This is a genomic window from Pseudomonadota bacterium (genome assembly GCA_037200975.1).
GTDB lineage: Bacteria > Pseudomonadota > Gammaproteobacteria > Steroidobacterales > Steroidobacteraceae > CADEED01.
Genome location: JBBCGI010000001.1, coordinates 1863950 through 1889656, shown reverse-complemented (window position 1 = coordinate 1889656; position 25707 = coordinate 1863950). Strand labels below are relative to the sequence as shown.

Annotated in this window: 17 protein-coding genes; 13 read left to right on the top strand and 4 right to left on the bottom strand. The window is 63.1% G+C overall.

Annotated elements, in window-relative coordinates; all coding sequences use genetic code 11:
* The first annotated feature begins 67 nt into the window (after window positions 1-67).
* The 10 genes from WDO72_08345 (at window position 68) to WDO72_08300 (ending at window position 15511) form a co-directional block, all read left to right on the top strand.
* Window positions 68-928, top strand: a complete 861-nt coding sequence (locus tag WDO72_08345) for an ABC transporter permease (protein ID MEJ0085677.1) — start codon at window positions 68-70, stop codon at window positions 926-928.
* Window positions 925-1767: an ABC transporter permease subunit gene (locus tag WDO72_08340; protein MEJ0085676.1), complete on the top strand. Its 843-nt coding sequence runs from the start codon at window positions 925-927 to the stop codon at window positions 1765-1767. The genes WDO72_08345 and WDO72_08340 overlap by 4 nt, the downstream gene beginning before the upstream one ends.
* 387 nt (window positions 1768-2154) lie before the next feature.
* Window positions 2155-4320 (top strand): TonB-dependent siderophore receptor, encoded by a 2166-nt coding sequence (locus WDO72_08335; GenBank protein ID MEJ0085675.1) that lies wholly within the window; start codon window positions 2155-2157, stop codon window positions 4318-4320.
* A gap of 28 nt (window positions 4321-4348) precedes the next feature.
* Entirely contained in the window at window positions 4349-5299 is a 951-nt protein-coding gene (locus WDO72_08330) for a DUF1684 domain-containing protein (GenBank protein ID MEJ0085674.1), read from the top strand.
* Window positions 5299-5847, top strand: a complete 549-nt coding sequence (locus tag WDO72_08325; GenBank protein MEJ0085673.1) for a TlpA disulfide reductase family protein — start codon at window positions 5299-5301, stop codon at window positions 5845-5847. The genes WDO72_08330 and WDO72_08325 overlap by 1 nt, the downstream gene beginning before the upstream one ends.
* Before the next feature lie 92 nt (window positions 5848-5939).
* Entirely contained in the window at window positions 5940-8477 is a 2538-nt protein-coding gene (locus tag WDO72_08320; protein ID MEJ0085672.1) for a M14 metallopeptidase family protein, read from the top strand.
* A gap of 14 nt (window positions 8478-8491) precedes the next feature.
* Entirely contained in the window at window positions 8492-9595 is a 1104-nt protein-coding gene (locus WDO72_08315) for an ABC transporter substrate-binding protein (GenBank protein ID MEJ0085671.1), read from the top strand.
* A gap of 832 nt (window positions 9596-10427) precedes the next feature.
* Window positions 10428-12593: a TonB-dependent siderophore receptor gene (locus tag WDO72_08310; GenBank protein ID MEJ0085670.1), complete on the top strand. Its 2166-nt coding sequence runs from the start codon at window positions 10428-10430 to the stop codon at window positions 12591-12593.
* Between the two features lie 21 nt (window positions 12594-12614).
* On the top strand, window positions 12615-13565 hold the full coding sequence (locus WDO72_08305; GenBank protein ID MEJ0085669.1) for a DUF1684 domain-containing protein: 951 nt from the start codon (window positions 12615-12617) through the stop codon (window positions 13563-13565).
* On the top strand, window positions 13565-15511 hold the full coding sequence (locus tag WDO72_08300; protein ID MEJ0085668.1) for a CocE/NonD family hydrolase: 1947 nt from the start codon (window positions 13565-13567) through the stop codon (window positions 15509-15511). Before WDO72_08305 ends, WDO72_08300 begins: the two co-directional genes overlap by 1 nt.
* 7 nt (window positions 15512-15518) lie before the next feature.
* On the opposite strand, the gene WDO72_08295 is transcribed toward WDO72_08300, so the two are convergent.
* On the bottom strand, window positions 15519-15836 hold the full coding sequence (locus WDO72_08295) for a 2Fe-2S iron-sulfur cluster-binding protein (GenBank protein MEJ0085667.1): 318 nt from the start codon (window positions 15834-15836) through the stop codon (window positions 15519-15521).
* Between the two features lie 10 nt (window positions 15837-15846).
* A complete protein-coding gene (locus WDO72_08290; GenBank protein ID MEJ0085666.1) occupies window positions 15847-16890 on the bottom strand; it encodes an aromatic ring-hydroxylating dioxygenase subunit alpha in 1044 nt (347 codons plus the stop codon).
* A gap of 140 nt (window positions 16891-17030) precedes the next feature.
* Between WDO72_08290 and WDO72_08285 the strand changes: the two genes are divergently transcribed.
* The 3 genes from WDO72_08285 to WDO72_08275 all read left to right on the top strand — a co-directional run bounded on the left by WDO72_08285 (window position 17031) and on the right by WDO72_08275 (window position 22039).
* Window positions 17031-17912, top strand: a complete 882-nt coding sequence (locus tag WDO72_08285) for a LysR substrate-binding domain-containing protein (GenBank protein ID MEJ0085665.1) — start codon at window positions 17031-17033, stop codon at window positions 17910-17912.
* A 224-nt stretch (window positions 17913-18136) separates the two neighbouring features.
* A complete protein-coding gene (gene nhaC, locus WDO72_08280) occupies window positions 18137-19543 on the top strand; it encodes a Na+/H+ antiporter NhaC (protein ID MEJ0085664.1) in 1407 nt (468 codons plus the stop codon).
* A gap of 390 nt (window positions 19544-19933) precedes the next feature.
* Window positions 19934-22039 (top strand): ATP-binding protein, encoded by a 2106-nt coding sequence (locus WDO72_08275; protein ID MEJ0085663.1) that lies wholly within the window; start codon window positions 19934-19936, stop codon window positions 22037-22039.
* A 13-nt stretch (window positions 22040-22052) separates the two neighbouring features.
* Here the strand turns inward: WDO72_08275 and WDO72_08270 are convergent, their stop codons facing one another.
* Both WDO72_08270 and WDO72_08265 read right to left on the bottom strand, forming a co-directional pair.
* Entirely contained in the window at window positions 22053-24323 is a 2271-nt protein-coding gene (locus tag WDO72_08270; GenBank protein MEJ0085662.1) for a hypothetical protein, read from the bottom strand.
* Between the two features lie 37 nt (window positions 24324-24360).
* A complete protein-coding gene (locus WDO72_08265) occupies window positions 24361-25515 on the bottom strand; it encodes a hypothetical protein (protein ID MEJ0085661.1) in 1155 nt (384 codons plus the stop codon).
* Window positions 25516-25707 lie beyond the last annotated feature (192 nt).

Here is a 25707-nt window from a genome sequence, read left to right as displayed (position 1 = left end):
CGCGCAGTGACACCGCGCCCTATCATCTCCAGTGTCCAGGATCCGTGGTCAGCAGGTACCGTCCAGGATGAGACCGGCCTTACGTCGCATCGTTCTGCTGATCGCGCCTCACCTGCTGTTGCTCGTGGTGTTGCTGGCGGCGACGCAGGCGATCTTTCTGGAAATGAGCCTGCATCGCGATGTGGGCATGGGACAGATCGATCCCGCGACGTCCGTCGACAATTACGTCGCCGCATTCAGCGGCCACTTCTATCTACCCAGTCTGCGACTCACGCTGGTCATTTCGGCGGTCGTCGTGGTGTTGTCCATCCTGGTGACGTACCCGGCCGCTTATGCGCTGGCCCGCCTGTCGCCGCGGATGGCCTCGTGGACCATGGCGGCGGTGGTCAGCTCATCGTTTCTTGCGGGAGCCGTGAAGCTGCTCGGGCTCGTCATCCTGTTCGGGATGGAAGGGCCGTTCAATCGCGCGCTGCGTGCGCTGGGCATCGCGGACGAAGGATTCCGTCTCATCGGCACGTTGTCGGGTGTGATGGTCGGTTATGCCTACCTGTCGATCGCTTTCTCGCTGACCATGCTCTACACCGCGCTGCGCACGATTCCGGTGGCCTGCGAAGAAGCCGCGGCGGCGCTGGGCGCGAGCAAGTGGCGCACTTTCCTGCGCGTGACCTGGCCGCTCAGCCTGCCGGTCGTGATCGCCACCGCGCTGATCCAGTTCAACCTGCTGATGGGCGCATACGCGGTGGCCGCGGTGCTGGGTGGTGGGCGCGTGCTGACCTTCCCCGTGCTGATCCAGCGCACCTTGATGCAGTTCAACGACTACGGCATGGCGGCTGCATTGTCCGTGATACTGCTGTTGCTGGTGATCGTCGTGAATCTTGCCGCCGATCGCCTGGGCCGTCCGCATCACGGCATGGCGGCTCCGCCATGAGATTTCGAAACGTGGCGCAAGTGGCGTGCCGGACCTGGCTCGCGATCCTCATCGTGCTGCTCTACGCACCTATCCTGGTGGTGCTGGGCGCGTCCCTGGATCGCGGACCCGACGTGGGGCCCGCAGCCTTTCTCCGCTTTCCTCCGCAGGAAATCACGCTGCGCTGGTATTTCAGTATTCAGCCGGCCATGTGGGAGTCAGTGTGGTTCAGCGTGCGGCTCGCGGCCGCGACCGCCGCGGCTGCGCTCGCACTGGGTGTGCCGGCGGCGCTGGGTCTGGCTCGCGTGGGTCCGCGGACTTACCGCGCCTTGGGCTCGCTGTTCCGGATGCCATTGCAGATTCCCTACATCGTCACGGGAGTGGCCTTCCTGCAGGCCTATCACGCACTCGCAGTCGCTTCGGGCGTGCAGTTCGCCGGAACGTTCTTCGGTCTGTTCCTCGCGCATGTATTCGTGGCCACTCCTTATGTAATCAGTGCGACGGTGGCCGCACTCGGTGCCGCCGCGATCCGGATCGAGGATGCCGCGCTGGCGTTGGGCGCGAGTTATCCGCGAGCGCTGCTGCGCGTGACCCTGCCGCTGGCGATGCCCGGCGTATTCGCCGGCGGGCTCTATGCGTTCCTGGTTTCGTTCACCGATGTCACCGTGTCGGTGCTGCTGGGCGGTGTGGGCTCGGCCACGTTTCCGGTGGCCATCATGAACGCCATCAACGGCGAGCTCGATCCGGCCGTGCCCGCGGTTGCGAGCCTCGTCTTCCTGAGTTCTGTCGGGGCGGTGCTGCTGCTGCAACGGCTGCTGGGACTGCGCGCGCTGCTGGCTTCCAGCCGGCACGGCGGCTGAGCGCAGCACCGTCATCCGGCGGGCTACATTCCATCGCCATATATAAGTATGAAAATTGATTGCTTCACGGGCCCGATCACCTTTGGCAAGGTGCCGCGCCACGATCGAGGCACCTGGCTCACGAGATGAAACAAGAAACACCCGCCATGCGCGCCGGCTGCACCGCCGCGCCGCACCCGATTCCCATGTGTGCCTGAAGGAATCGGGCTTCCGCACGCAGCGCTGCTGCGACCGCGGAAGCAATCTCTGATCTAAAAAATCGCAATCATCATCGGCTTCGCAGTGGCGATAGGACAAATCGCCATTTCAAGAGCCGTGGTCGGGACTCATACACTTCAAGTCCCTTCCGATAACCAGAATTACACAACATGTTATGGGAGAGAAACCATGGAGTTCGAGTTCGACACCGTTCAGTCAGCCCTGCGGCGCAACAGGTCGCATAACAGCGGACTTCACGTCCGCGCCCTGACGCTCGGAGTGGCGGCTGCCATCAGCTTTTCCGCCCATGCGCAAACCGCGGCCACTAACACCGAAATGACCGAAGTGCTGGTCAGCGCCAAGCGCGTGATCGATTCGGGCGCCAGCGCGCTCGGCACGCGCACGCTGCGCGACACGCCGTTTTCCGTGACTGCGATCAGCAGCGAAGACATCGAGAAGCATCAGGCCGCTTCCCTCGCTGCGGTGTTCTCGAAGGATGCCAGCGTGGCGCGTGAAGGTGGCACGGACTACAACATGTACGCGCAGCGAATCGCCGTACGCGGTTTGTCGCTCGACTGGGTGAACAGTGTGCGGGTCAACGGCCTGCCCCTTACCTATTATGGAGCGACGCTGCCGCTGGAGTCGGTCGAGGAAGTCCAGCTGCTGAAGGGCTCGAGCGGCTTTCTCTACGGGGTCGGTGCGCCAGGCGGCATCGTCAACTACCTCACCAAGCGACCGACCGATCAGCCGCTCTTGAACTTCAGTGTCGGCTACCGTTCGGATCAGCTGTTCTCGCAGCACCTCGATGTGGGTGGCCGCGTTGGCGACGGCGGGTTTGGTTACCGCATCAATCTGGTGAACGAGCAAGGCAATACTTACGCCGACTCCGACGTGGATCGCAAGGCCGCGACCGCCAACTTCGAAGTGCCCATCACCGACAATCTGAAATGGGTCACCGACCTGCTGTACCAGGACAGCCAGATCGCCCGGCCCGAGCCGCTGTTCGTCCTCGACACCACCGTGTACCGCGACGAACGTTTGCCGGATCCTGTCGACGCCACCCGCAGACTGGCCTCGGACCAATCGTTCAGCAACACCGAGTTCGCGTCGGGTACCACTGGACTCGAGTGGAGGATCAGCGACGGCTGGGATCTGAACGTCAACTACGGCAAGACCTACACCGAGTACCGCTTTCCGTACGAGACGTTCCGACTGCGTGACCAGGGCGGCACCTACGTAAACCGTCTGGCCGACTACTACGACGTGTTCAATTACGACTTCGCGCGCGCGCTGGTGCAGGGTCACTTCGACACCGGACCGGTCTCTCACCACCTGACGGGTGGCGTGAGCTGGCAGGATCTGATCATCACATACGGCACGACTAACTACACGCCGGTGGACCAGCCTGGTGGGAATCTTTACGACTACTCGCCCGAAACCTGGGCCAATGTGTATGACGGCACTCCGCCGCACAGCAAAGGCAGCCACTACCTGGAGAAATCCGCCTACCTGAGCGACACGGTGGGCCTCACCGAGAAGTTGTCGTTCTTGGCGGGCCTGCGTTTCACGCAGTATCTGCAGGAGTCGTACAACGTGAACACTGGTGCGCGCACCAGCGTCTACGAGAAAGACGTCACGACTCCGACGCTGGCGCTGATCTACAAGCCGCAGGAAAGCGTCACCTCCTATCTGAGCTACGTGCAGTCCCTGCAGCAGGGTCCCATCGTGGGCACTTCCTACGTGAACGCGGGCGAGCTGCTGAATCCCATCGAGAGCGATCAGTACGAGCTGGGCGTCAAAGTCGAGAAGACCACCTGGGCCCTTTCGGCGGCGGTCTTCCGCTTGTCCAAGGGCGCGACCTACGTGAACAGCGCTAACTACACCGTACAGGGCGGCGAGCAGCTGTATGACGGTGTCGAGCTTGGTGGTCGTGTTCGTCTCGGCGAGAGCTGGACGGTGGGCACCTCGGTAGTCGTGCTCGATGCCAAGTACACCAAGGGCGTCAACGACTGGCTGCTGGATCGTCGTCTGCCGGGTGCCTCGAAAGTGAGCGGCGCTTTCGATATCAACTACGACGTGCCAGCGCTGGCAGGTCTGAGCGTGCACGCCGACGTCAAATACCTTGGGGACAAGGTCGTCAATCACATCCAGGCCGGTGACCTGAGCGTGTACTCACCGGGTTACGCGGTGGCGAACTTCGGCGGCAACTGGCGCACGAAGGTGGCGGGCCGGGACGTGGCCTTCAATGCCGAAGTGCGCAACCTGCTGGATCGTCGCTACTGGGACGGTGCGACCAGCGCGTTCTCGCCGGGCGCGCCGCGCACGGTGGCAGTCAACGCCCGCGTCGACTTCTAAGCGGGTGCATCACGTGCGGAGCGAAGTCATGAAGAGGTTGCCGATCGCGCTGGCGGTGGTGGGTATGACATGGATGTCGCTCACCGGTTGGAGCAATGCGGCGTCCACGGGCGCGAGCCGCGCGGAGAATTCCGTGCAGGATGCCTCGCTGGTCCAGGAGATCGAGGACTACCGCAAGAAGCGCGTCGAGGGTCTGCTCAAGCCTGACGGCTGGACCGCGACCATCGGCATGCAATGGCTGGAACCGGGCCGATACTCCGTGGGCAGCGCGGCGGGCAGCGACATCCGTCTCGCCATCGGTCCGGCGCGCCTTGGCGTCGTCGAGGAGAAGGATGGCCGCGCGCTGTTCACTGCCGAGCCGGGTGTGCCGGTGGTCGTCGACGGAGCGGCGCCGACCGGGCCCGTGGAACTGAAGCGCTACGGCAAGGGCACTCCTGCGACGAACGTGACTTACGACGGGGGGAAGGGTTCGCTCAGCTTGATCGTGAGTGGCGGGCGTCGCGCGCTGCGCGTACGCCACGCCGACGCGCCGGCGCGTCTGAACTTCAAAGGCCTCGACTACTATCCCATCGATGCCGGCTGGCGCATCAAGGGAAAGTTTTTGCCACATGAATCGGGACGCATGGTGCCCGTGCTGGACATCCTGGGTGGATTGAATGACCAGGCGAATCCGGGCGTCGTGGAGTTCGAGCGCAATGGCAAGACATTCCGCCTCGAGGTGATAGGAGACGCTGCTCGCGGGCTGTCATTGATGTTCGCCGACCGCACCAATGGCAAGGGTAGTTATCCTTCCGGCCGATTCCTCTACACAGGTCTGCCGGACGCCAACGGCGAGGTCGTGATCGACTTCAACCGCACCTACACGCCACCCTGCGCTTTCACCGAGTTCGGTACCTGCCTGTTGCCGCCGCCGGAGAATCGCCTCGATCTCGCAGTGACGGCCGGAGAAAAGACGTACTCGGGCGCAACGCATCTGTGATGACGTCTCGATCACGGCGTTGGTGTTTCACGGGCTGCCTGCTCACGCTGTTCGTGGCGGGCTGTGGCCAGAGTCCCGAGTCAGTCACTGCCCAGGCTGCGCCGGCGAAGGCGGTCGAGTCCCCGGCCGCCGTTCCGAAAAGCGCCACGGAGTTTCCGGCCTTGCGCCTGCCGCTCATCGGTGGCGGCGTCTACGATCTGACTTCTCAACGGGGGAGCTGGGTGGTGGTGAACTTCTGGGCGACCTGGTGCGCGCCGTGCGTGAAAGAGATGCCGGAGCTCTCCGCGTTGCACGACGCGCACGACCACGTGAATGTCGTCGGCCTTGCCTACGAGCAGATAGAGCCGGAGGCACTGCAGAAGGCGCTCGCCAGGCGGCCCGTTTCCTACCCGATCGCCATCGTCGATCCCTTCGAGATGCCGCCGGGAATCGCCGCTCCCCGCGGGCTGCCCATGACGTATCTCATCGATCCGCAGGGAAACGTGAAGCGCGAATTCCTGGGCCCGGTCACGCGGGCGGACATAGAACGGGCGATCGCGGCGAGTTGACCCTTTCATGCACCGTCGAGCGCCTCGCGCCTATCTACTGATGCGCTCATGGTTTCGGACGGCGCCCCACACTTCGAGGAGATAGTTTCGTGATGAATCCGGCAAGGCTGATCGTTGCGCTCGCGTCGTTGGTATCGGGTCTGGCTCAAGCGCAGACCTCGCCCGAGGCGTTTCTCGGACACAAGGTCGGGGCGGATCGGAAACTTGCCGATACCCGCCAGATCAACGCCTATTTCACCAAGCTGGCCGCGGAGTCGAAGCGCGTGTCGGTGGTGGAGATCGGCAAGAGCACGCTCGGCGTGCCGATGCTCATGGCGATCGTGACTTCGGAAAAGAACATGCCGAATGTCGATCGCTACCGGGCGATCACGAAACGTCTCAGTGATCCGCGCGGGCTGACGGCTGCGGATGCGCGGAAACTCAGCCAGGAAGGCAAGGTCATCGTGCTCATCACGCACGGCCTGCATGCCTCGGAAGTGGGCTCGTCGCAGGCCTCCATGGAGACCGCGTACAGATTGGCCGTCGGCGATACGCCGTTCGACGCGGCCAAGGTCCTGGACGATGTGATCGTGTTGCTGGTTCCCGTCGCCAACCCGGACGGGCTCATCATGATCTCCGACTGGTACAAGAAGTACCTCGGCACGAAGTACGAGGGCGGCGACATCCCCTGGCTGTACCACCACTACGCCGGCCACGACAACAATCGCGACGGCATCATGTACAACCTGCCCGAGACGCGCGCCATCGACCAGGTGCTGTGGCACGACTGGTTTCCGCAGATCATGGACGATCCGCATCAGATGGGCGCAACGGGTGCGCGCATATTCGTGCCGCCCTACATGGAGCCCGCCGACCAGAACGTGCACCCGCTCGTCTTCCGTGGCATCGGCCTGATCGGCTCGCGCATGACCTACGATCTGCAGGCAGCCGGCATGAAAGGCGCGGTCCATGACCAGATATTCGCGTCGGCATGGTGGAAGGGCACGCTGACCTGCGGCGCGACGGTGCGCAACACGACCGCCGTATTCACCGAGATTGCCTGGACCAACATCGCGACCCCGGTGCACATCGATCCCGCCGAACTCGAGCCTTACTACACCCGCAAGAGCTTGCACTTCCCGGACCCGTGGCCGGGCGGCTGGTGGCGCCTGCGCGATGTGGTCGACTACGCGGGCAAGACTTCCATGAGCCTGATCGAGACGGCGTCGGCGCAAAAATCCGACTGGCTCTACAACTACTACCAGATGGGACGCGACGCGGTCGAAGGCGAACATCCCGGCGATCCTTATGCCTTCGTCATTCCGGCCGCGCAGCACGACAATCCGACCACGCTCAAGCTGATCGAAGTGCTCAAGTTCGGCGGCGCGGAAATCCAGCAGGCGACGGCGCCTTTCGTTGCGGACGGAAAGTCCTTCGCCGCCGGCGATTTCATCGTCTTCTCCGCGCAACCCTATCGGCCCTACGTCGTGAACCAGCTGAGCCGCGACAGGAACTACCCCGACGATGCGGTTCCCAGCGTGCTGCGCGACGACGCGTCGTGGTCGCTGCCGCTGCAGATGGGCGTCGAGTACAGCCAGATCGAGAAACCGTTCAAGGCGGAATTCAAGAAGCTGGTCGACATTCCCGTGCCGTCGGTGTCCGTCCCAGCGACGTCTTATGTGGTGTTCGATACGCGCGCGAATGCTTCGTACGCGGTCGCCGCCGCACTGCTCAACGCTAAAAACGCGGTGTATCGTTCGAGCGGTGCGCTCGAGGTCGGCGGGACCACGCTGCCGGCGGGCAGTTTCATCGTCGAGTCCACCGCCCAGGTCAAACAAGCCCTGCCCGCGCTGCTCGACAAGTGGCGCGTCGAAGCCTACGGGCTCGACAGTATCCGCAACCTCGACATCAAGCCGCTATCCAAGCCGCGTATCGGTGTCTATCAATCGTGGCGCCCGAACATGGACGAGGGCTGGGCGCGCTACGTTCTCGATGACCTCGGGTTCGAGTTCACGACTTTGCACAACGCCGACCTGAAGGGCGATCTGACGCAACAGTTCTCCGTCATCCTGTTCGCCAATGAATCTGCGGACCGCATCAAGTCCGGCAATTCGGCCGACAGCGAATATCCACCGGAGGTGCAGGGCGGCATCGGCGCGTCAGGCGTTGCCGCACTGAAGGCGTTCGCTGCCAAGGGCGGGACGATCGTGGCGGTCGACAGCGCGGGCATGCTCTTTACCAAAGAGTTTGGTTTGCCGGTTCGCAACGCGCTCGAGGGACTGAAGACCGATGATTTCTGGATACCGTCTTCACTGGTGCGCATCGAAGTCGACAACACACAGCCGCTGGGCTACGGCATGCCGGACGAAGCCACCGCGATGTTCATTCAAAGCGCCGCTTTCACTCCGCAGGTGCCAGACACCGGCGAATCGCTGACCCGGATCGTCGCGCGGTATCCACGCGATCACGTCCTGATTCAAGGAGCGATGAAAGGCAGCGAGAAACCCATCAGCGGCCGGGCAGCCGTGCTGGAAGTGAAGCAGGGCCAAGGCCGCGTGGTGCTGATCGGTTTTCGCGATCACCACCGGGCGCAGACCTACGGAACCTACAAGTTCCTGCTGAATGCCTTGCTCTCCCCGGCGCAGAAATAGCGGGACACGTTCGCATGGCCCTGAAACCGCCCCTGGACACGCTTTGGTACACACGTTGTCCGGCGCCTACCGCCGCTTCGGTCGCCATCAAGCAGGGCTGGCTCAACGAGGAGTTTTTGGCCGACGGCATCGAGGTCCGTTCCCTGGCCTCGGCCACCGAGCGCAGCGTCCATCTGTCTCACTACACGCAATCCCAGGCCAACGCCTTTCGGTTTGGCGGATACGTACCGCCGCTCGTCTCGGCCTCGCGGGATGTCGATGTGCGGATCCTGGGTTTGAGCTGGCCGGATCGCACGGCCGCGGTGCTGGCGCTGCAGGATTCCGGATTGAAACGGCCGGAGGACCTGCGCGGAAAGCGGCTCAGCGTTCCACGGCGGACTCGCGACAGCGTCGACTGGTGGCGCGCACTCGTCATGTCCGGATATCGCGCCGCCTTGCGCAGAGCCGGTCTCGAGCCTGGCGACGTCGAGTTCGTCGAGATAGATATCGAACGCTCGTACATCGACGATGCCGTCACCGGTCAGGATGCCGGACGGTCGCTCTGGGGTGCACGCAGTCAGTTCGCGGTGCAACGTGAGGAGATCTACGCGTTGTTACGTGGCCAGGTGGACGTCATCTACAGCGACGCTGCGATGGGCGCGGTGGTGAAAGCTTTCCTGGGCCCCGTGGTACTGATCGATCTCACGGCGCCCGAGGAAACGGGGGACGTACATGCGGCCCAGCCGCTGGTGTTGACGGCCACCGGCAGCCTGGTCGATTCGCATCCGGACATCGTGGCCCGCTGGCTGGCGCGGCTTCTCGAGGCGGACGAATGGGCGCGCAACCACGAACGCGACGCGCTGCAGATCATTGCTCAGGACACGGGTCTGCCGGTGGATTTCGTCACGGATGCGTATTCATCGCGCATCCATCGGCAACTGGACCTGACGCTGTCACCGCTGCGGCTGGAGTTGCTGCGGGCCAAGGGCGATGAGCTCTTCGCCGGTGGATTCCTCGCACGCCCACTCGATTTCGCGAAGCTGGTCGATCCGCAGCCCTTGCTCGAGGCGCGCACGATCTTCGAGAGTCGCCGTGCACCGGCGGCGCGATCTGCCGGCAGCGTCACGCGCCCGCGCTGACATTTCCAACCGCCGGATCGAACCGCTTCGTCCGCGCGAATCAGCGCTGCGAGGAGCCGGATGCGTCGAACGTGAGCGCGTGACAGGCGCATTCCACAAAGTCTCCGCGACGCTTGCCCATGGACAGCGGCACGTTGCGCAGAACCACATGCGTTTCATTCGCTGCCCATCGGTCCGGACGTTGGCCGGAAGATTTCCTAAAATCTATTTTAGGTCTTCTAAACAGTTGTTGCCGCTGAGCTGTCGTGGTTACGAACCCGTTACCGTCGATGCGCAGCCTTTCCGCCTCCGATGCCGTCGCGCGAACGGGCGGTATTTCTGATGCCGCATCCGGGCCCGGTGTGTTCTCCGGCGCCATCACCGGCTCAATCAACGCCTGAAATCTCCCCCGCGTCCATCGTTCGATACGCGTCGGTGACAGCTTTGGAACCGGCTTGCGACGGTCTTTTCCCTGTGTTCTAAGTTTCAACAACCGCCGCGCACGCTAACAACAGTCCAGCGCGGCGACAGGGAACGAGAAGGCATCGCGTACTGAAACTTTGTTAGTTGAGACACTAACAAGCTCCTTCGAGCATCGATCGAAGGGGTGCTCACAAGTATTGGAAAACGCGTCATTCGACCATCAATTTCGCTATCAGGCTTCGCCGAAAAGTGAGTATCGAGATGCGTGTGCCCGACGCTAGATTGCGCCCCCCGACCTGGAACGACGACCAGATGAAGAGCTCACAGGAACCCGGTTTTCCACGATCGCTGGAATCCTGTCGCTGGGCATCAGTATCGGCGACTAATAACCCCTCTCATGAACAGCATTGCAAGTTACCGGAGTGAAACCATGAAGCTCGAGTTCAACGCCGCCCCGTCGGCCCCGCGACGGAGCACGTCGCGCAACCGCGGACCGCATGTCCGTGCCCTGACACTCGCGGTGGCGGCGGCGATCAGCTTTTCCGCCCACGCGCAAACCGCGTCCAATCGTGACGACCTGGACGAAGTTCTGGTCAGCGCCAAACGCGTGATCGATTCGGGCGCCAGCGCGCTCGGCACGCGCACGCTGCGCGACACGCCGTTTTCCGTGTATGCGATTGGCAAGGAGGACATCGAGCGGCATCAGTCCGCTTCCCTGCCCGCGGTGTTTGCGAAGGACGCCAGCGTCGCACGCGAAGGCGGCACGGACTACAACATGTATGCGCAGCGAATCTCCGTGCGCGGCTTGTCGCTCGACTGGGTGAACAGTGTGCGGGTCAACGGCCTGCCCCTTACCTACTATGGGGCGACGCTGCCGCTCGAAGCGGTGGAGGAAATCCAGTTGCTGAAGGGTTCGAGCGGCTTCCTCTACGGTGTCGGCGCGCCAGGCGGCATCGTCAACTACCTCACCAAGCGACCGACCGACCAGCCGTTGTTGAACTTGAGCGTCGGCTACCGTTCGGATCAGCTGTTCTCGCAGCACGTCGATGTGGGCGGCCGCGTCGGCGAAGGCGTATTTGGTTACCGCATCAATCTGGTGAACGAGCAGGGTGAGACTTACTCCGGCTCCGACGTGGATCGCAAGGCCGCGACCGCCAATTTCGAAGTGCGCATCACCGAGAATCTGAAATGGGTCACCGACCTGTTGTACCAGGACAGCAAGATCGACCGGCCCGACCCCTTGTTCGTCCTCGACACGACCGTGTATCGCAACGATCGTTTGCCGAAACCGGTCGACAGCACCCGCACGCTGGCGTCGGACGACGTGTTCAGCGACACCGAGTTCGCTTCCGGCACCACCGGACTGGAGTGGCGGATCAGCGACGGCTGGGATCTGAACGTCAACTACGGCAAGACGTATACTAACTACCGCTTTCCGTACGAGACGGTCCGCCTGCGGGACGAGGGCGGCACCTACGTAAACCGGCTGAACGATTACTATGACGTGTTCGATTACGACTTCGCGCGCGCGCTGGTGCAGGGTCGCTTCGACACCGGGCCGGTCTCCCACCACGTGACGGCCGGCGTGAGCTGGCAGGATCTGATCCTCAACTACGCCACGACCAACTACACGGCGGTGGACCAGCCCGGCGGGAATCTTTACGACTATTCGCCCGAAGAGTGGCCCAACGTGGGCGCCACACGGATCGACGGCATCAAGGCCAGCCAGTACCAGGAGAAATCCGCCTACCTGAGCGATACGGTGGGCCTCACCGAGAAGTTTTCGGTGTTGGGAGGTCTGCGTTTCACGCGGTATCTGCAGCAGTCGTTCAACATTTTCACCGGCCTGCGGACCAGCCGCTACGAGAAGGACGTCACGACTCCGACGCTGGCGCTGATCTACAAGCCGCAGGAAAGCGTCACCGCCTATGTCAGCTATGTGCAGTCCCTGCAGCAGGGACCGACCGTGGGTGTTACCTACGTGAACGCGGGCGAGCAGCTGAATCCCATCGAGAGCGATCAGTACGAGCTGGGCGTCAAAGTCGAGAAGACCTCCTGGGCGCTCTCGGCGGCGGTCTTCCGCTTGTCCAAAGGTGCCACCTACGTGGACGGTGCTAACTACCTGGTACAAGGGGGCGAGCAGCTCTATGACGGTGTCGAGCTGGGTGCTCGTGTTCGTCTCGGGGAGAGCTGGGTCGTGGGCAGCTCGGCGGTCCTGCTCGATGCCAAGTACACCAAGGGCGTCAACGACTGGCTGCTGGATCGTCGTCTGCCGGGTGCCGCGCGTTTGAGTGGCGCGTTCGATATCACCTACGACGTGCCTGCGCTGGCTGGCCTGAGTCTGCATGCCGACGTCAAGTACCTTGGGGACAAGGTCATCAACCACATCCAGGCCGGCGATCTGAGCGTGTACTCACCGGGCTACGCGGTGGCCAACATCGGCGGCAATTGGGGCACGAAGCTGGCTGGCCGGAACGTCATCTTCAATGCCGAAGTACGCAACCTGCTGGATCGTCGCTACTGGGACGGCGCGTTCAACGCGTTCTCGCCGGGTGCGTCGCGAACGTTGGCGGTCAACGCGCGTATCGATTTCTAAGCGGGTGTGGGGAGTTCAGTCATGAAGAGGTTGACCACGCTGGCGGTGGTGGGTGCGACATGGATGTCGCTGAACGGTTGGAGTACTGCGGCGCCCACCGGCGCGAATCGCGCGGAGAGTTCTGCGCAGGATGCGGCGCTGGTCCAGGAGATCGAGGACTACCGCAAGAAGCGTGTCGAGGGTCTGCTCAAGCCTGACGGCTGGACGGCGATCATCGGCATGTATTGGCTGGAGCCGGGCCGATACTCCGTGGGCAGCGCGGCGGGCAGCGATTTCCGCCTCGCCATCGGTCCGGCGCGTGTCGGCGTCATCGAGGAGAAGGACGGCCATGCGTTATTCATTGCCGAGCCGGGCGTGCCGCTGGTCGTCGATGGAGCGGCGCCGAACGGGCCCGTGGAATTGAAGAAGCGCGACAAGGGCACCCCTGCGACGACCGTAGCCTTCGACGGCGGCAAGGGTTCGATCAGCTTGATCTTGAGTGGCGGGCGTCGCGCACTGCGCGTGCATCATGCGGATGCCCCGGGGCGCCGCAACTTCGCTGGCCTCGACTACTGGCCCATCGATGCGGGCTGGCGCATCAAGGGAAAGTTCGTGCCACATGAATCGGGACGCGTGGTGCCCGTGCTGGACATCCTGGGTGGATTGAATGACCAAGCGAATCCGGGCGTCGTGGAGTTCGAGCGCGGTGGCAAGCAATTCCGACTCGAGGTGATCGGAGACTCCGCGCGCGGGCTGTCGTTGATGTTCGCGGACCGCACCAATGGCAAGGGTAGTTATCCTTCCGGCCGATTCCTCTTCACGCCCCCGCCGGATGCCAACGGCGAAGTCGTGATCGACTTCAACCGGACCTATACGCCACCGTGCGCCTTCACCGAGTTCGGTACCTGCCTGTTGCCGCCGCCGGAAAATCGCCTCGATCTCGCGGTGACGGCCGGAGAAAAGACCTACGCGAAAGCGGGCAGCCATCTGTGATGAAGCCGTTGCCGGGTTTCGGCTCGGCACTGCTGGGTGCGGCGCTGGTTTTTCTGTGTTGCGCGCCGCTGCACGGCGCGCCGCCCGCAGGCGCTCTGCCCAGCGACATTCCCGCGACCTTCAAGCCCCATACCGAAACCTTCGACTACGTCAGGCGCGAGGAAATGATCCCCATGCGCGACGGCGTGAAGCTGAAGACCTTCATTGTCGTCCCCAAGGGCGCCCGCAACGCGCCCATGCTGATGAATCGCACGCCCTACGGCGCGTCCAGGACCGTCTCGCGCACCGAGAGCCCGAACCTCGCCTCGGTGGTCGGCCAGATGTTCGATACCGCCGTCGCCGCCGGCTACATCATCGTCGCGCAGGACGTACGCGGGAGATACGGCTCCGAAGGCGACTATGTGATGAACCGTCCGCTGCGGGGACCGCTCAACCCGACCGACGTCGACCATGCCACCGACACCTGGGACACCATCGACTGGCTGGTGAAGAACGTCCCCGAATCCAACGGCCGCGTCGCCACCATCGGCGTCTCCTACGGCGGCTTCACCACCATCCTATCTACCGTTCGCCCGCATCCGGCGCTCAAGGCGGCGGTGCCCGTCGCCCCCATGATCGACGGCTGGATGGGTGATGACTGGTTTCACTACGGTGCCTTCCGCCAGGCCAGTTCGCTGGATTTCATCTACGAGCACGAATCCAGCCGCAGGAACCAGGAGAAGTGGTGGACCGGCGTACGCGACACCTATGACGAATATCTGCGCGCCGGCAGCGCCGGCGCCCTGGCTGCTTCGCGCGGACTGGAGCAGTTCGGCTTCTGGCGCGCGCTGGTCGAGCATCCCGCCTACGACAGCTTCTGGCAGGAACAGGCGGTCGACAAGCTGCTGGCGCGTGAACCGCTGATCGTCCCGACGCTGCTGGTCGCGTGCCTCTTCGACCAGGAAGACATCTACGGCGCGCCCGCCGTGTACAAGGCGCTCGCCTCCAAGGACCCGCGCGGCGAGAAGCTGCACCTGGTGATGGGTCCGTGGTCCCACGGGCAGAGCTTGCGCGACGGCAGCAGCCTCGGGCTGCTGCGGTTCGATGGCGATACCGGCGGATGGTTTCGCCGGCAGGTGATGCAGCCTTTTCTGGACCACTATCTGAAAGATGCGCCCGCGCCGCAGCTGCCGCCCGTGCTGGCGTACGAGACCGGCGTCAACCGCTGGCAGCGCTACGATGCCTGGCCGCGCGCCTGCGCGCAGGGCTGCCCGGAAACTTCGCGCTCGCTCTATCTACTGTCCGGCGGGCAATTGAGCTTCGAGCGCCCGGCCGCCGCGGGCGCCCGGTACGACGAATACGTTTCCGACCCCGCCAAGCCCGTGCCCTACCGGCAACGCCCGACGCTGAGCAAAAGCGCGACGAATTCCACCTGGCGGGAGTGGCTGGTGGATGACCAGCGCCACGCGGCTTCCCGGACCGACGTGCTCGTCTACGAGACCGCGCCGCTCGCCGAGCCGGTGCGCGTGGCGGGTGAGCCCATCGCACATTTGTTCGGCTCCACCAGCGGCACCGACGTCGACTGGGTGGTGAAGATCATCGACGTGTGGCCCGACGAGGATCCCAACCGTCCGGAGCTCGGCGGCTACCAGCAGATGCTTTCGGCCGACATCCTGCGCGGCCGCTATCGGGAGGATTTTGCGCAGGCCCGCCCGGTGGCCGCGGGCAAGACGCTGCCGTACCGGCTGCCGCTGCCCAACGTCAGCCATACCTTCCTGCCGGGCCACCGCATCATGGTGCAGATCCAGTCGAGCTGGTTCCCGCTCTACGACCGCAATCCGCAGAGCTTCGTACCTAACATCATGTACGCCAAGCCCGGGGACTTCGTGAAGGCCACGCAGCGTATCTGGCACACGCCGCAGGCGCCCAGCGCCATCGAGCTGCCGGTGATCGGCGCCGGGACGTGAACCCGGTTCACTCGTGCGGTGCCACCGTGAGGGCGAGTCCGTCCAGATTGTCGTTGAATTCGATCTGGCAACTGAGGCGGGAATTCGCCTCTTTGTAGTACTCGAGCTCCTGCAGGAGTTCCGACTCCTGCGGATGCCGTCCAGGCAATTTGTTCAGCCACTCTGTGGCGACGTAGATATGGCAGGTGCCGCAGGAACATTGCCCGCCGCATATCGCCGCTACGCCAAAATCGTTGCCGTGGAGTATCTCCATCAACGACGATCCCGACTTGCCTTGTACTTCGACGACCTCGGCAGATCGGGTGGTCACGATCAGTTTTGGCACAGCCGTCCTCTTATCCGACTGATGGAACGGCTTCTTCCGCGCGAATCAATACAGCCAGGCGGCGGCGGAATCGTGTGGGCCCGGCGTCGCTCGGCAGGTCGATGTTCGGCGTGCGTGGAGACTGCATTCCCTTGTCCACCACTTCCAGGATCCGCTTGTCTTCTTCGAAAGCTGCGCGGACCGAAGTGGCAAACGACGCGGAAACCTGTTCGTCGTCAGGGGCGAAGTTGCGCGTCTGGAACCAGAAGTAGCGGGTCGTATGTTCATCGACCGGCGTCATGAAGTTGTAGCTGTCCATCCGGAATGTGTCCGGACAGTCCCGACCTTCCGGGCCCCCCGCGCCTGCGGGTGCGAACACGGCACGGATGACCGCATGGCTCGGAAACCGCACTTCGTAGAATTGTTGCCGGTCGGCGCGCCCGGTGAATTTGACGAACTTCGCGTAGAAGGGCGCCACCTCGACATCGAGCATCCAGCGTGAAACCGCCACGCCGTTGGCCAGGACAGCGGTCTCGAGGGGCGTTTCCGCACAGGCCGAATCACCAAAAGAGCTGCGATGTACCCAGGCAACGTGCGTCGGGTCGAGCAGATTGTCAGTGATGTACAGGTAGTTGCAGGCGACCACCATCGAATCGATCGCAGTGCAGCCCCATTCCGGATCGCCCCAGTTGTCCACGTGAAAGATCGTTTGCGGGTCTGCCAGTTCCGCATTGCCCATCCACACCCAGATCAGTCCGTAACGTTCGGCAACCGGATAGCTGCGTACCCGAGCCCGTGCCGGGATCGATCCGGTGGCGGGAGAACGCACGCACGACCCGGACGCATCGAATGTCAGCCCGTGATAGCCGCATTCCACGTAGTCTCCACAACGCCTGCCCATGGACAGCGGCACTTTGCGGTGCGGACAAGCGTCCTCCAGGGCTGCCACCTGGCCGTCTTCCTTGCGATACAGCAGCACGTCCTCGCCCAGCATCCGCACGCCGAGCAGGTTGTTCGTAACGACAGAGGACGCCTCAGCGGCGTACCAGGCGTTGCGCAGTACAGGGTGTTTCATTCGCTGCCATCTTCGTTCAAGTGTTGTGAGCTTGCTTTATGGGTTTGGGCGTTGACAGGGATATTTCATGAAATCTATTTTAGGTCTTCTAAAGAATCGATCGCCGTAGAGGTCTCGTGGTTACTGACAAGTTACCGTCCATGCGAAGCCTTTGCGCCTTCGATGCGGTCGCGCGAACGGGCAGTGTTTCCGATGCCGCAGCCGAGCTGCGTGTGTCATCCGGCGCCATCAGCCAGCTCATTCAACGCCTGGAAACGCAGCTCGGCATACAGCTGCTGGAACGTTCGGGGCGAGGAGTTAGGCTCACCTCGAGTGGGCGCGTATATCGCGATCAGATTGCGCCCGCGCTCGCCGCGCTGTCGCGCGCGCAACAGGATATCCGGCGTGCGCAGAACTCTTCCGCACTGGTCATCAGCGCGTTGCCGTCCCCGGCGAATACCTGGGTCAGATCGAGCCTGTACGAGTTCCAGAGTCGTTATCCGCGCGCCGAGATTCACCTGATCGGAACGGAGTCCGAGCCGGATTTCGACGAGGACAAGATCGATTTCCGCGCATCGTATGGCCGCCCATCGCAGCGACTGCAGCGTTATTCCGAGCTTTTCACCGATGTCGTGTGCCCGGTCTGTTCCGCATCGCTGCTGCGCAAGACCCCACTGCGCGAGCCGGCCGACATACTTCGTTTCCCGCTGCTCGACATCAAATGGAACCACGTATTCACGCCGCCTCCCGGATGGCGTGAGTGGTTTTCGAGTCTCGACGTGAAGGTGGGGAAGATCCGCACCGTGTTGAGTTTCTCGCTGTCGCGTGCCGCCATCGATGCCGCGGTAGATGGGCAAGGTTTCGTGCTCGCGCAGCGATCGATGGTCGAAAACGATTTGCAATCCGGCCGCTTGATCGCGCCATTCACACACTCTCTCCCCATGCCGGAGCCGTACTTCCTTTCATGGAGCGGCAACGCCTTGAAGAAGCCGTACGGTGCTCCGCTGCATCGCTGGTTGCTCAAGGCACGGACATCGCGCTAGTCCCGCGAAGCGCGCAGGACTCGTCGCTCGAGACGGTTCGATAACCAGCTCGTAACCAGGCCGGGGCTTGCTTGCGCCCCTCCTGTGTTTGTGATTTAAGTTTCAAACAGCGCTGCGCACGCCAACAACAAGGAAATAGCCAACGCCATGAGTGCGCGAGATTTCATGCACGTCGCGACACGGGGCGTTGCACAGGCGCTTCCGACACCCGAAGAGTTGAATCGATGAAAAAACAAGTGGATCCCGGATTCCTGCGATCACTGATCGCCTTCGGTGGCGTCATCGCGATAGTGATCGTTGGAATCCTGTGGCTGAAGATAAGCCTCCACAGCTTGCTGTTGATCGCGCTCATCTGGGTTGCCGGCCACTCCGCAGCGCTCGGGCTTCGCTTCGACGAGATCAAGACCGCGATGATCTCGGGGATCGAGAAGGGACTGGGCGCGATCTTCATATTCTTTCTGATAGGTGTACTCGTCGCGGCCTTGATCGAAGGTGGCACGATCGGCGGCCTCATCTACTACGGCGTGGACATACTCCACCCGACCTTCTTTCTGCCCGCTGGATTCGTGCTTTGCAGCCTCATGTCGCTCGCGACGGGCACGTCCTGGGGCACCATCGCGACGTTAGGCGTCGTGCTGATGGGGCTTGGTGGCGCGTTGGGCATCCCGCTGCCAGTCATCGCGGGCATGGTGGTCTCCGGCGCATGTTTCGGCGACAAGATGTCGCCGGTGTCGGATACGACGGTCCTCGCTGCCATGAGCGCGGACACCGATCTCTATTCCCACATCAAAGCGATGATGTATACGACCGTTCCGACGTGGGTCATCAGCTTCATTTTGTTCCTGCTGGTCGGTCTGCACTACGGCGGACAGGCTGTGTCCGCACAGGAATTGCTGGAGCTCAAGCAACATCTCGCCAGCGAATTTACGATCAGCCCGATATCGCTGCTCCCCCTGCTCGTGCTGCTCGTGCTCAGCGTCAAACGCGTGCCCGCCGAAGTGAGCATGCTGAGCAGCGTGCTGGTCGCCGCGGTGTTGGCGGTCGTGATTCAAGACCGCACGGCCGCGCAAGTGCTGAACAGCTTGAACGACGGCTACACCGCACATACGGGAGTCAAACAACTCGATTCGCTGCTGAGCGGCGGCGGCATTCAACGCATGATGTGGACGATGTCGCTTGCGTTGCTGGCATTGTCGCTCGGCGGCATCTTGAATCATGCAGGCTTCGTTCGGGTGCTCATGAGCGGGCTGCTGACGCGCATCAGGCGCACCGCCAGTCTGATGGCGACCACCATCGGCGCCGGCGTCGTCGCCAACATGAGCATGGGTGAGGCCTATCTATCCATCATCTTCTGCGGGCAGATATTCAAGAAATCGTACGAGAACGACAATCTCGAGAAATCCATGCTGTCGCGATGTCTGGAGGAAGGATCGACGCTCAGCACGCCGCTGATCCCGTGGACTACCTCGGGCGCCTTCATCACCGGAGTGCTCGGCATGTCGCCGTTGGAATACGCACCGTGGGCGTTTCTTAACTACATCAATCCACTGCTGTCCATCGCTCTCGCCTATGCCGGATTCGGCATATTCAGACGGATTCAACCGGGCGGAAGCAATCCGCAAGCGGCGTAGTCGAGGCTGGCTGCGGCCTATCTACCTGGAGCGCCGAAGCGCACACCCTCGTCCCGGGATATCGGCCGGGAACGAGTGGAGACTCATCGTGGCGGGCGGCGATCCTGCAGGCCGCGTCATTCGATCGGGCGGCGCGCACGCCACACCATTGCAAGGGCCGAGCGCAGGAACCTCCAGCGCCACGCCCCGTTCGCGACGAAACCCGGCAGCCGAGAACCATGCGCAGGCAGTAAAGACGCGATTTGCATCCGGATTGCAGATCGTTGCGCAGCTTTGAGTCGAATTGAATATCTGTCCTCGTCGAAACAAATCTCCTGACTGTTCCCGAATAATTATGCGGTCCTACCTACTATCGCGTCCGCATGGGGAAGCTTGTACATTCATCGGTAGATGTCTGAAGGTGAACAGCGATATCGCGAACTATTCGCTACCTTGCTCGAAGGGTACTGCACCATCGAGATGGTCTTCGATGAGTACGGCAAGGCGGTCGATTACCGCTTCCTCGAGGTAAACCCCGCCTTCGAGAATCACACGGGGATGACCAACGCGCGCGGCCGGCTCATCAGTGAATTGGCCCCCGGCATCGAATCGCACTGGATTGAAATTTATGGCCGGGTAGCGATCACCGGCGAGCCCGTGCGGTTCGAAGCCAGGGCCCAGCCGCTGGGGCGTGATTACGAAGCGAGGGCCTACCGGCTCGGCCAGCCTGAAAAATGCAATGTCGGTGTCGTCTTCAACGACATCACGGAGCGCAAGAATGCCGAACGCACGCTGCGCGCGCAGTTCGACATCATCAATCTCCTGAACCAGATCACGCGCGCGGTGGCGGAGCGCAAGGATCTGCCCGGGATTTTCCAGGTGGTGATCCGCTCGCTCGAAGACAAACTACCCATCGATTTCGGCTGCATGTGCCTGTACGACGCGCCCACAAACGACGTGACAGTCGTCAACGTCGGGCGATGCACCGAAGTCGCGCTGGCCATGGCACTCGGCGATCAGGCGCGCGTCCACGTCGGCGCCGATTGCATTGCCAAGGCGGTGATCGGACAAGTGATCTACGAGCCGGATACGAGAGTGGCGGAGTCGCCGTTTCCGACCCGGCTCGCGCAGGGCGGATTCCACTCGATGGTCGCGGCGCCCATTCTCATCGAGGGCAAGGTGTTCGGTGTACTGGTTGCGGCGCGCAACGCGCAAGACGGTTTCAGCAGCGACGAGCGCGATTTCCTCCGGCAATTGAGCGAGCACGTGGCGCTCGCCGTGCAGCAGGCCCAGCTCAACGGCGCGCTGAAATCCGCCTACGAAGATCTGCGCAAGACCCAGGAAAGCGTGCTTCAGCAGGAGCGGCTGCGCGCGCTGGGACAAATGGCGAGCGGCATCGCGCACGACATCAACAACGCCATCTCGCCCGTCTCGCTATATACCGATTCCTTGCTCGAGCGGGAGGTCAATCTCAGTGCGGAAGGCCGCGGCCAACTGCAGGTCATCCAGCGCGCCATCAGCGACGTCGCCCAGACCATTGGCAGGCTGCGCGAGTTCTACCGGGCGCGCGAGTCGCAGATGAACCTCACGCATGTGAAGCTCAACGAACTGGTCCAGCAGGTCGTGGATCTCACGCGCGTACGCTGGATCGACATGCCGCAGATGCTGGGCATCACGATCAAGGTGCAGACGGAGTTTGCGTCCTCGCTGCCGCTTGTATTGGGAGCGGACAATGAAATTCGCGAAGCGCTCATCAACCTGGTGTTCAACTCCGTCGACGCAATGCCCGCGGGTGGAACGCTGACATTGCGCACGCGCGTCGACCGCGCGCACGTGCACGTCGAGGTGGCTGACACGGGTGTGGGCATGGATGAGGACGCCCGTCGTCAGTGCCTCGAACCCTTCGTTACCACCAAGGGTGAACGCGGCACAGGCCTGGGGCTCGCGATGGTTTACGGCATGGTGAAGCGGCACAACGCGGATATCGCCATCGAAAGCGAACCGGGGCGCGGCACGACTTTTCGCGTGACTTTCGCCGCAGCACTGACCACCGCAGAAGTGCCAATCCAGGTAAGAACGCCCGCCGTCGTGCCCGCAGCGCTGCGCATACTTCTCGTCGATGACGATTCCGTGCTGCTTAAATCGTTGTGCGACACGCTCGAGGCCGACGGCCACACCGTCGTGACCGCGAATGGTGGGCGACAAGGCATCGAATTGTTTAGCGAAGCGGATGGATTCAGCCGGCCTTTCCGCGTGGTCATCACCGATCTCGGTATGCCCTACGTCGATGGGCGCCAGGTGGCGACGGCGGTGAAGTTCATTCTGCCGTCCACCCCGGTGATCCTGCTGACTGGATGGGGGGATCAGTTGCTCGCTGAGGGAACTATTCCCGCCAACGTAGACCTGGTGCTCGCCAAGCCACCGAGAATTCGTGATCTGCGCGAGGCGCTCGTACGCTGCTGCGGCGCGGAGGCCGCACCTGCAAAAGGGGACGGATCGCTCCGTCCCCTGGCGTGATTCCGCCGTGCCCTCACTCGCCGTTCGACCGCACCCGTCGCAGCACGAACCCAAGTATCAACATCAGCGCCAGCAGCATCGCCGCGTCGACTGCGCCACCCCCGCCACTCTTGCCGCCCCCGACATTGCCGCCGTTCCCCGCATTACCGCTCGGCGGTTCGGGTACCGGCGGCGCCGGTGTCGGGGGCGGTGACAGATCGGGTGGCTCGATCGAGAACCGGTCGATCTGTCCCGGATTGGTGAAGCCATCGGTGACCTTTTTCACCGGATTGCCATCCGCGTCGAAAGTCGTGAGCGTGAGACGGTAGGCGCCGGTGCCCACGCCACGCAGCTGCACGTCGTAGTCGTCCAGCGGCAGCAGCATCGTCCAGCCAAACGTTCCGTCGTCATGCTCGAAGCCCATGCTGTGAATGCCGGTGCCGAGCTCCTGCGTGACGATCATGCCGTTGTCGGTCAGCACCCGCTTGCCCTGGGAGTTGGTCGCCGTAATCTCCACCGGGCTTTCGGTGGTGATCATCACGCCCTCGGGTGTGATCGGGCAGGCGAGCGGCGTGGCCGTGGGCCGCGGCGCCGGCGTGGAGCCGCCATAGGTGAATTCCTGCTGGTTGGTCGGATAGCTGCCCTCGAAGCCATCGAAGCTGTTGGTCTCGGGCTGGATCCTGCCTTTGTTAGGGTACAAGTTGGCCGGCGTGCGCAGGTAAAGCCCGCTGGTGGCAGTGGACGTGAGCAGCGTTTCGCCGTCGGGGCCGGCTGCGCTATGCAGATTGAGCGGCGAGATCATCGGTGTCCCGTTGATCACGATGCCCGTTTCCCGGTAGTTGGTTCCCTTGACGTACACGACCACGCCCACGTGGCCCGCGCGCGTGACGGGCGAATCGATACCGAGAATCAGGTATTGCCCGCTCGTGACGCCGCCGTAGGACAGGTTCGCGAACACCTCGGGGTGATCGATGTGGATCTGTTTCAACCGCGCCGAGATGTCGTCCTCGTAGAGATTGCATTGCAGGTTGTACTTGTCGGTCTTGTAATCGAAGTACGGCGCGAGGGCTTCCATGGCGAAGCGTGTTTCCTCGTAGCTGCCACTGCGGAAGGGAATGGCGACCTTCGCGACGTACTCGTTGTTGTCGGGATCGGAGTCGTTGCTCGCCTTGACGCGGAATTCGACGCCTTCGGGGTTGCCCCGGAGCTTCTCGAAGTTGCTGCCGAGACCTCTCTGCAGCGCGTCGAGGTCGGTGGCGTCGTAGATTCGCGCGACGATTTCGACCTGGGCGCTGCCCTTCGCGGCGACGCGTTCCCATTTGCAGAGGACCCTGCCGCCGATCGGCCGCTCGACGGCGGGATCCGGCGCGTTCAGGATATCTCCCGGCATCTTGCAGTCCGCTCCGGTCACGCCTTGAACGACGGCGGTAAATGGAAACTGTGCCAGCAGGTCGACATTCTCCGCGTCGAGATCGCCGAGGTTGGTCAACGTGGCGCGATACGTGGCGATGAGCCGGCCTTCGTCCCAGTTCAATTCCGTCAGCGATCCGAGCGCGGTCACATCGATGTCGGCGACGTCGCGCATGTCGCCGTCGACGGGCACGAAGAACTCTGCGGTCATCGGCCTGCCGTTGGCCACGTCCGGCGTTTCGGCGTAGTTGATGCGCACCCGCACCTTGACCCAGGTCGGCCCGATCATTCCATTGGGCCGCGGACCGTTGAACGTGATTTCGCACTTGAGCGCGGCGGGACCGCGCGTGCGCCACACGGCTTCTTCCTTGGTCGCGGGTCCGCCGTATATATATGTGTGATAACTCGGGATGGCGCCGCAGACCACCGAGCCGCTGTTGGGGTCCTCGGAGCCTTCCGGGCGGCGGATGGTGAACAGCGGTGGCAGTCCGGACGTACTCTTGTACAGCGCCTGTTCGCAGGGCATCTCGCGATACTGATTGTCATGACGGACGTCGATGACGCCGCAGTTGACGATCACGGGCGCGCCGACCTCCGCATAACAACCCGAGGGTCTCCACTCGTAGGTGTGCGCACTCCAGTAGTCGCAGACCGTGACTGCGGGGACCGTGTTCACGACCACCGAACTACCCGATCCGAGCCGTCCGGCCGCATTGCCCGAGACGCGCAGGCTGATCGCGGGGCACGCGCCGCCGGCAGGTTGGCCCGCGACATAGATACATTCCGGCAGGGGCAGGGTCGGCGGCGGTGTGGCGCGGGCTTCGGACGGAAACAACGCGGCGAGCGACAGCGCCGCCAGGGCCAGCTGAGAGAGAAACCTGGGATGAGTTTTCATTGTGGTGTTCTTCGGTAGTCGGGGTTCTGGACAGGGCTCACGGAACCCGCTGCAGCTCTTCGGAGCCGGCGGGTTGTAGATAGGGATCGTTGGTCGAGATGTATCCGCCGTCTTCGCCGCGCAGCACGCGGTTGTAGTCGGTGGATTCGCGCACCACGCCACCGCTCGCCGGATCGGCGTAGGTGTTGTATTCACCGATGCCCTCGAGCGTGCGGCGCTGGATGCGCTCGTCGGTCGCCTGGGAGTTGCTCCAGACGTTCGAATAGATCTGCGCGACTTCGCGGTTCGTCTGCATGCGGATCTGGGCGCGATCGGCGGCGCCGCGCGCATTGATGCGCGCCATCTGGCCGGTGTGCCACGTCGCGATTTCCTGGCGCTGGCGCGCCGAGATCTGCGCGATGAGCTGGCTGGACGTGCGCTGCACCTGCGCCTGCCACTGCGGGTCGGGATGCAGCGACTTCATGAAGCGGTCGCTGAAGTCCGCATCCGGTTCGCCGCCTGCGACGCGATACGCGTAGACGAGGGGCGAGCTGATGCAGACGTTGCCCTGCAGCTCGGACGTGGAGAGCATGGCGGTCAGCAGCTCGCGCACTTCCACGGATCCATCGTGATACGCGATGAGCAGCTCACCGGCGGTGTTCTGGACTCGCGCGCCGTTCGAAGCTTGCGGTGCCGGGGCGAGATCGGGGCGATCGCGATAACGCAGCACGCGCACGCCCGGGTAACGCTGCGCCACCGACTGCAGGAATTGCCGCGTGTCACGGATGGCAAGCGGCGGACAGGGATTCATCGGGATGTCCGTGCCCTGCAGCTGCCAGCTCAGGCCCGGCATCAGCTCGAGCGCCCGGCGGCCATCGGGCGAGACGGCGAGCCAGTTGACGCGCAGATGATTCGAGACACATTCGCTGCGCCGGTCCCAGCCGATGCCGCCGCGGGTCTGCCAGTCGCCGGGCAGCTGCGCGCGGGCCGCGATCATGGGCTGCCCGAAGCCTTGCTCGTCCATGAGCTGTGTTTCGACGAGGGGCGCGGCTGCAGCGGGCGCCTCGCTCTCTGCTACGGCGGGCGCCGCGATGCCCGCTACGGCAGGCGTCTCGACGCCGGCAACGACGGCGGATGTTCCGGTTTGGCTGGCACCGCAGCCGGCGAGGGCTGCGAGCAGCACGATGATCGGCAGTGGGCTCGAATCGCGCATGGTTTCTCCCCGAAAATGACGTTCCACCGACTTACGCGCCGTGTTCGGGCTACGAGGCTCATTCCCGGGGAAAGAATTTTTCCAGCGGCCCTGATGAGCTTTGGCGGCGCGGTTGACGCGTATTCCTCGACACCCCGCCATGCGCTACGAACCATGCACGCCGCCGCCATTCACATAAGCACCAGCGCCCCG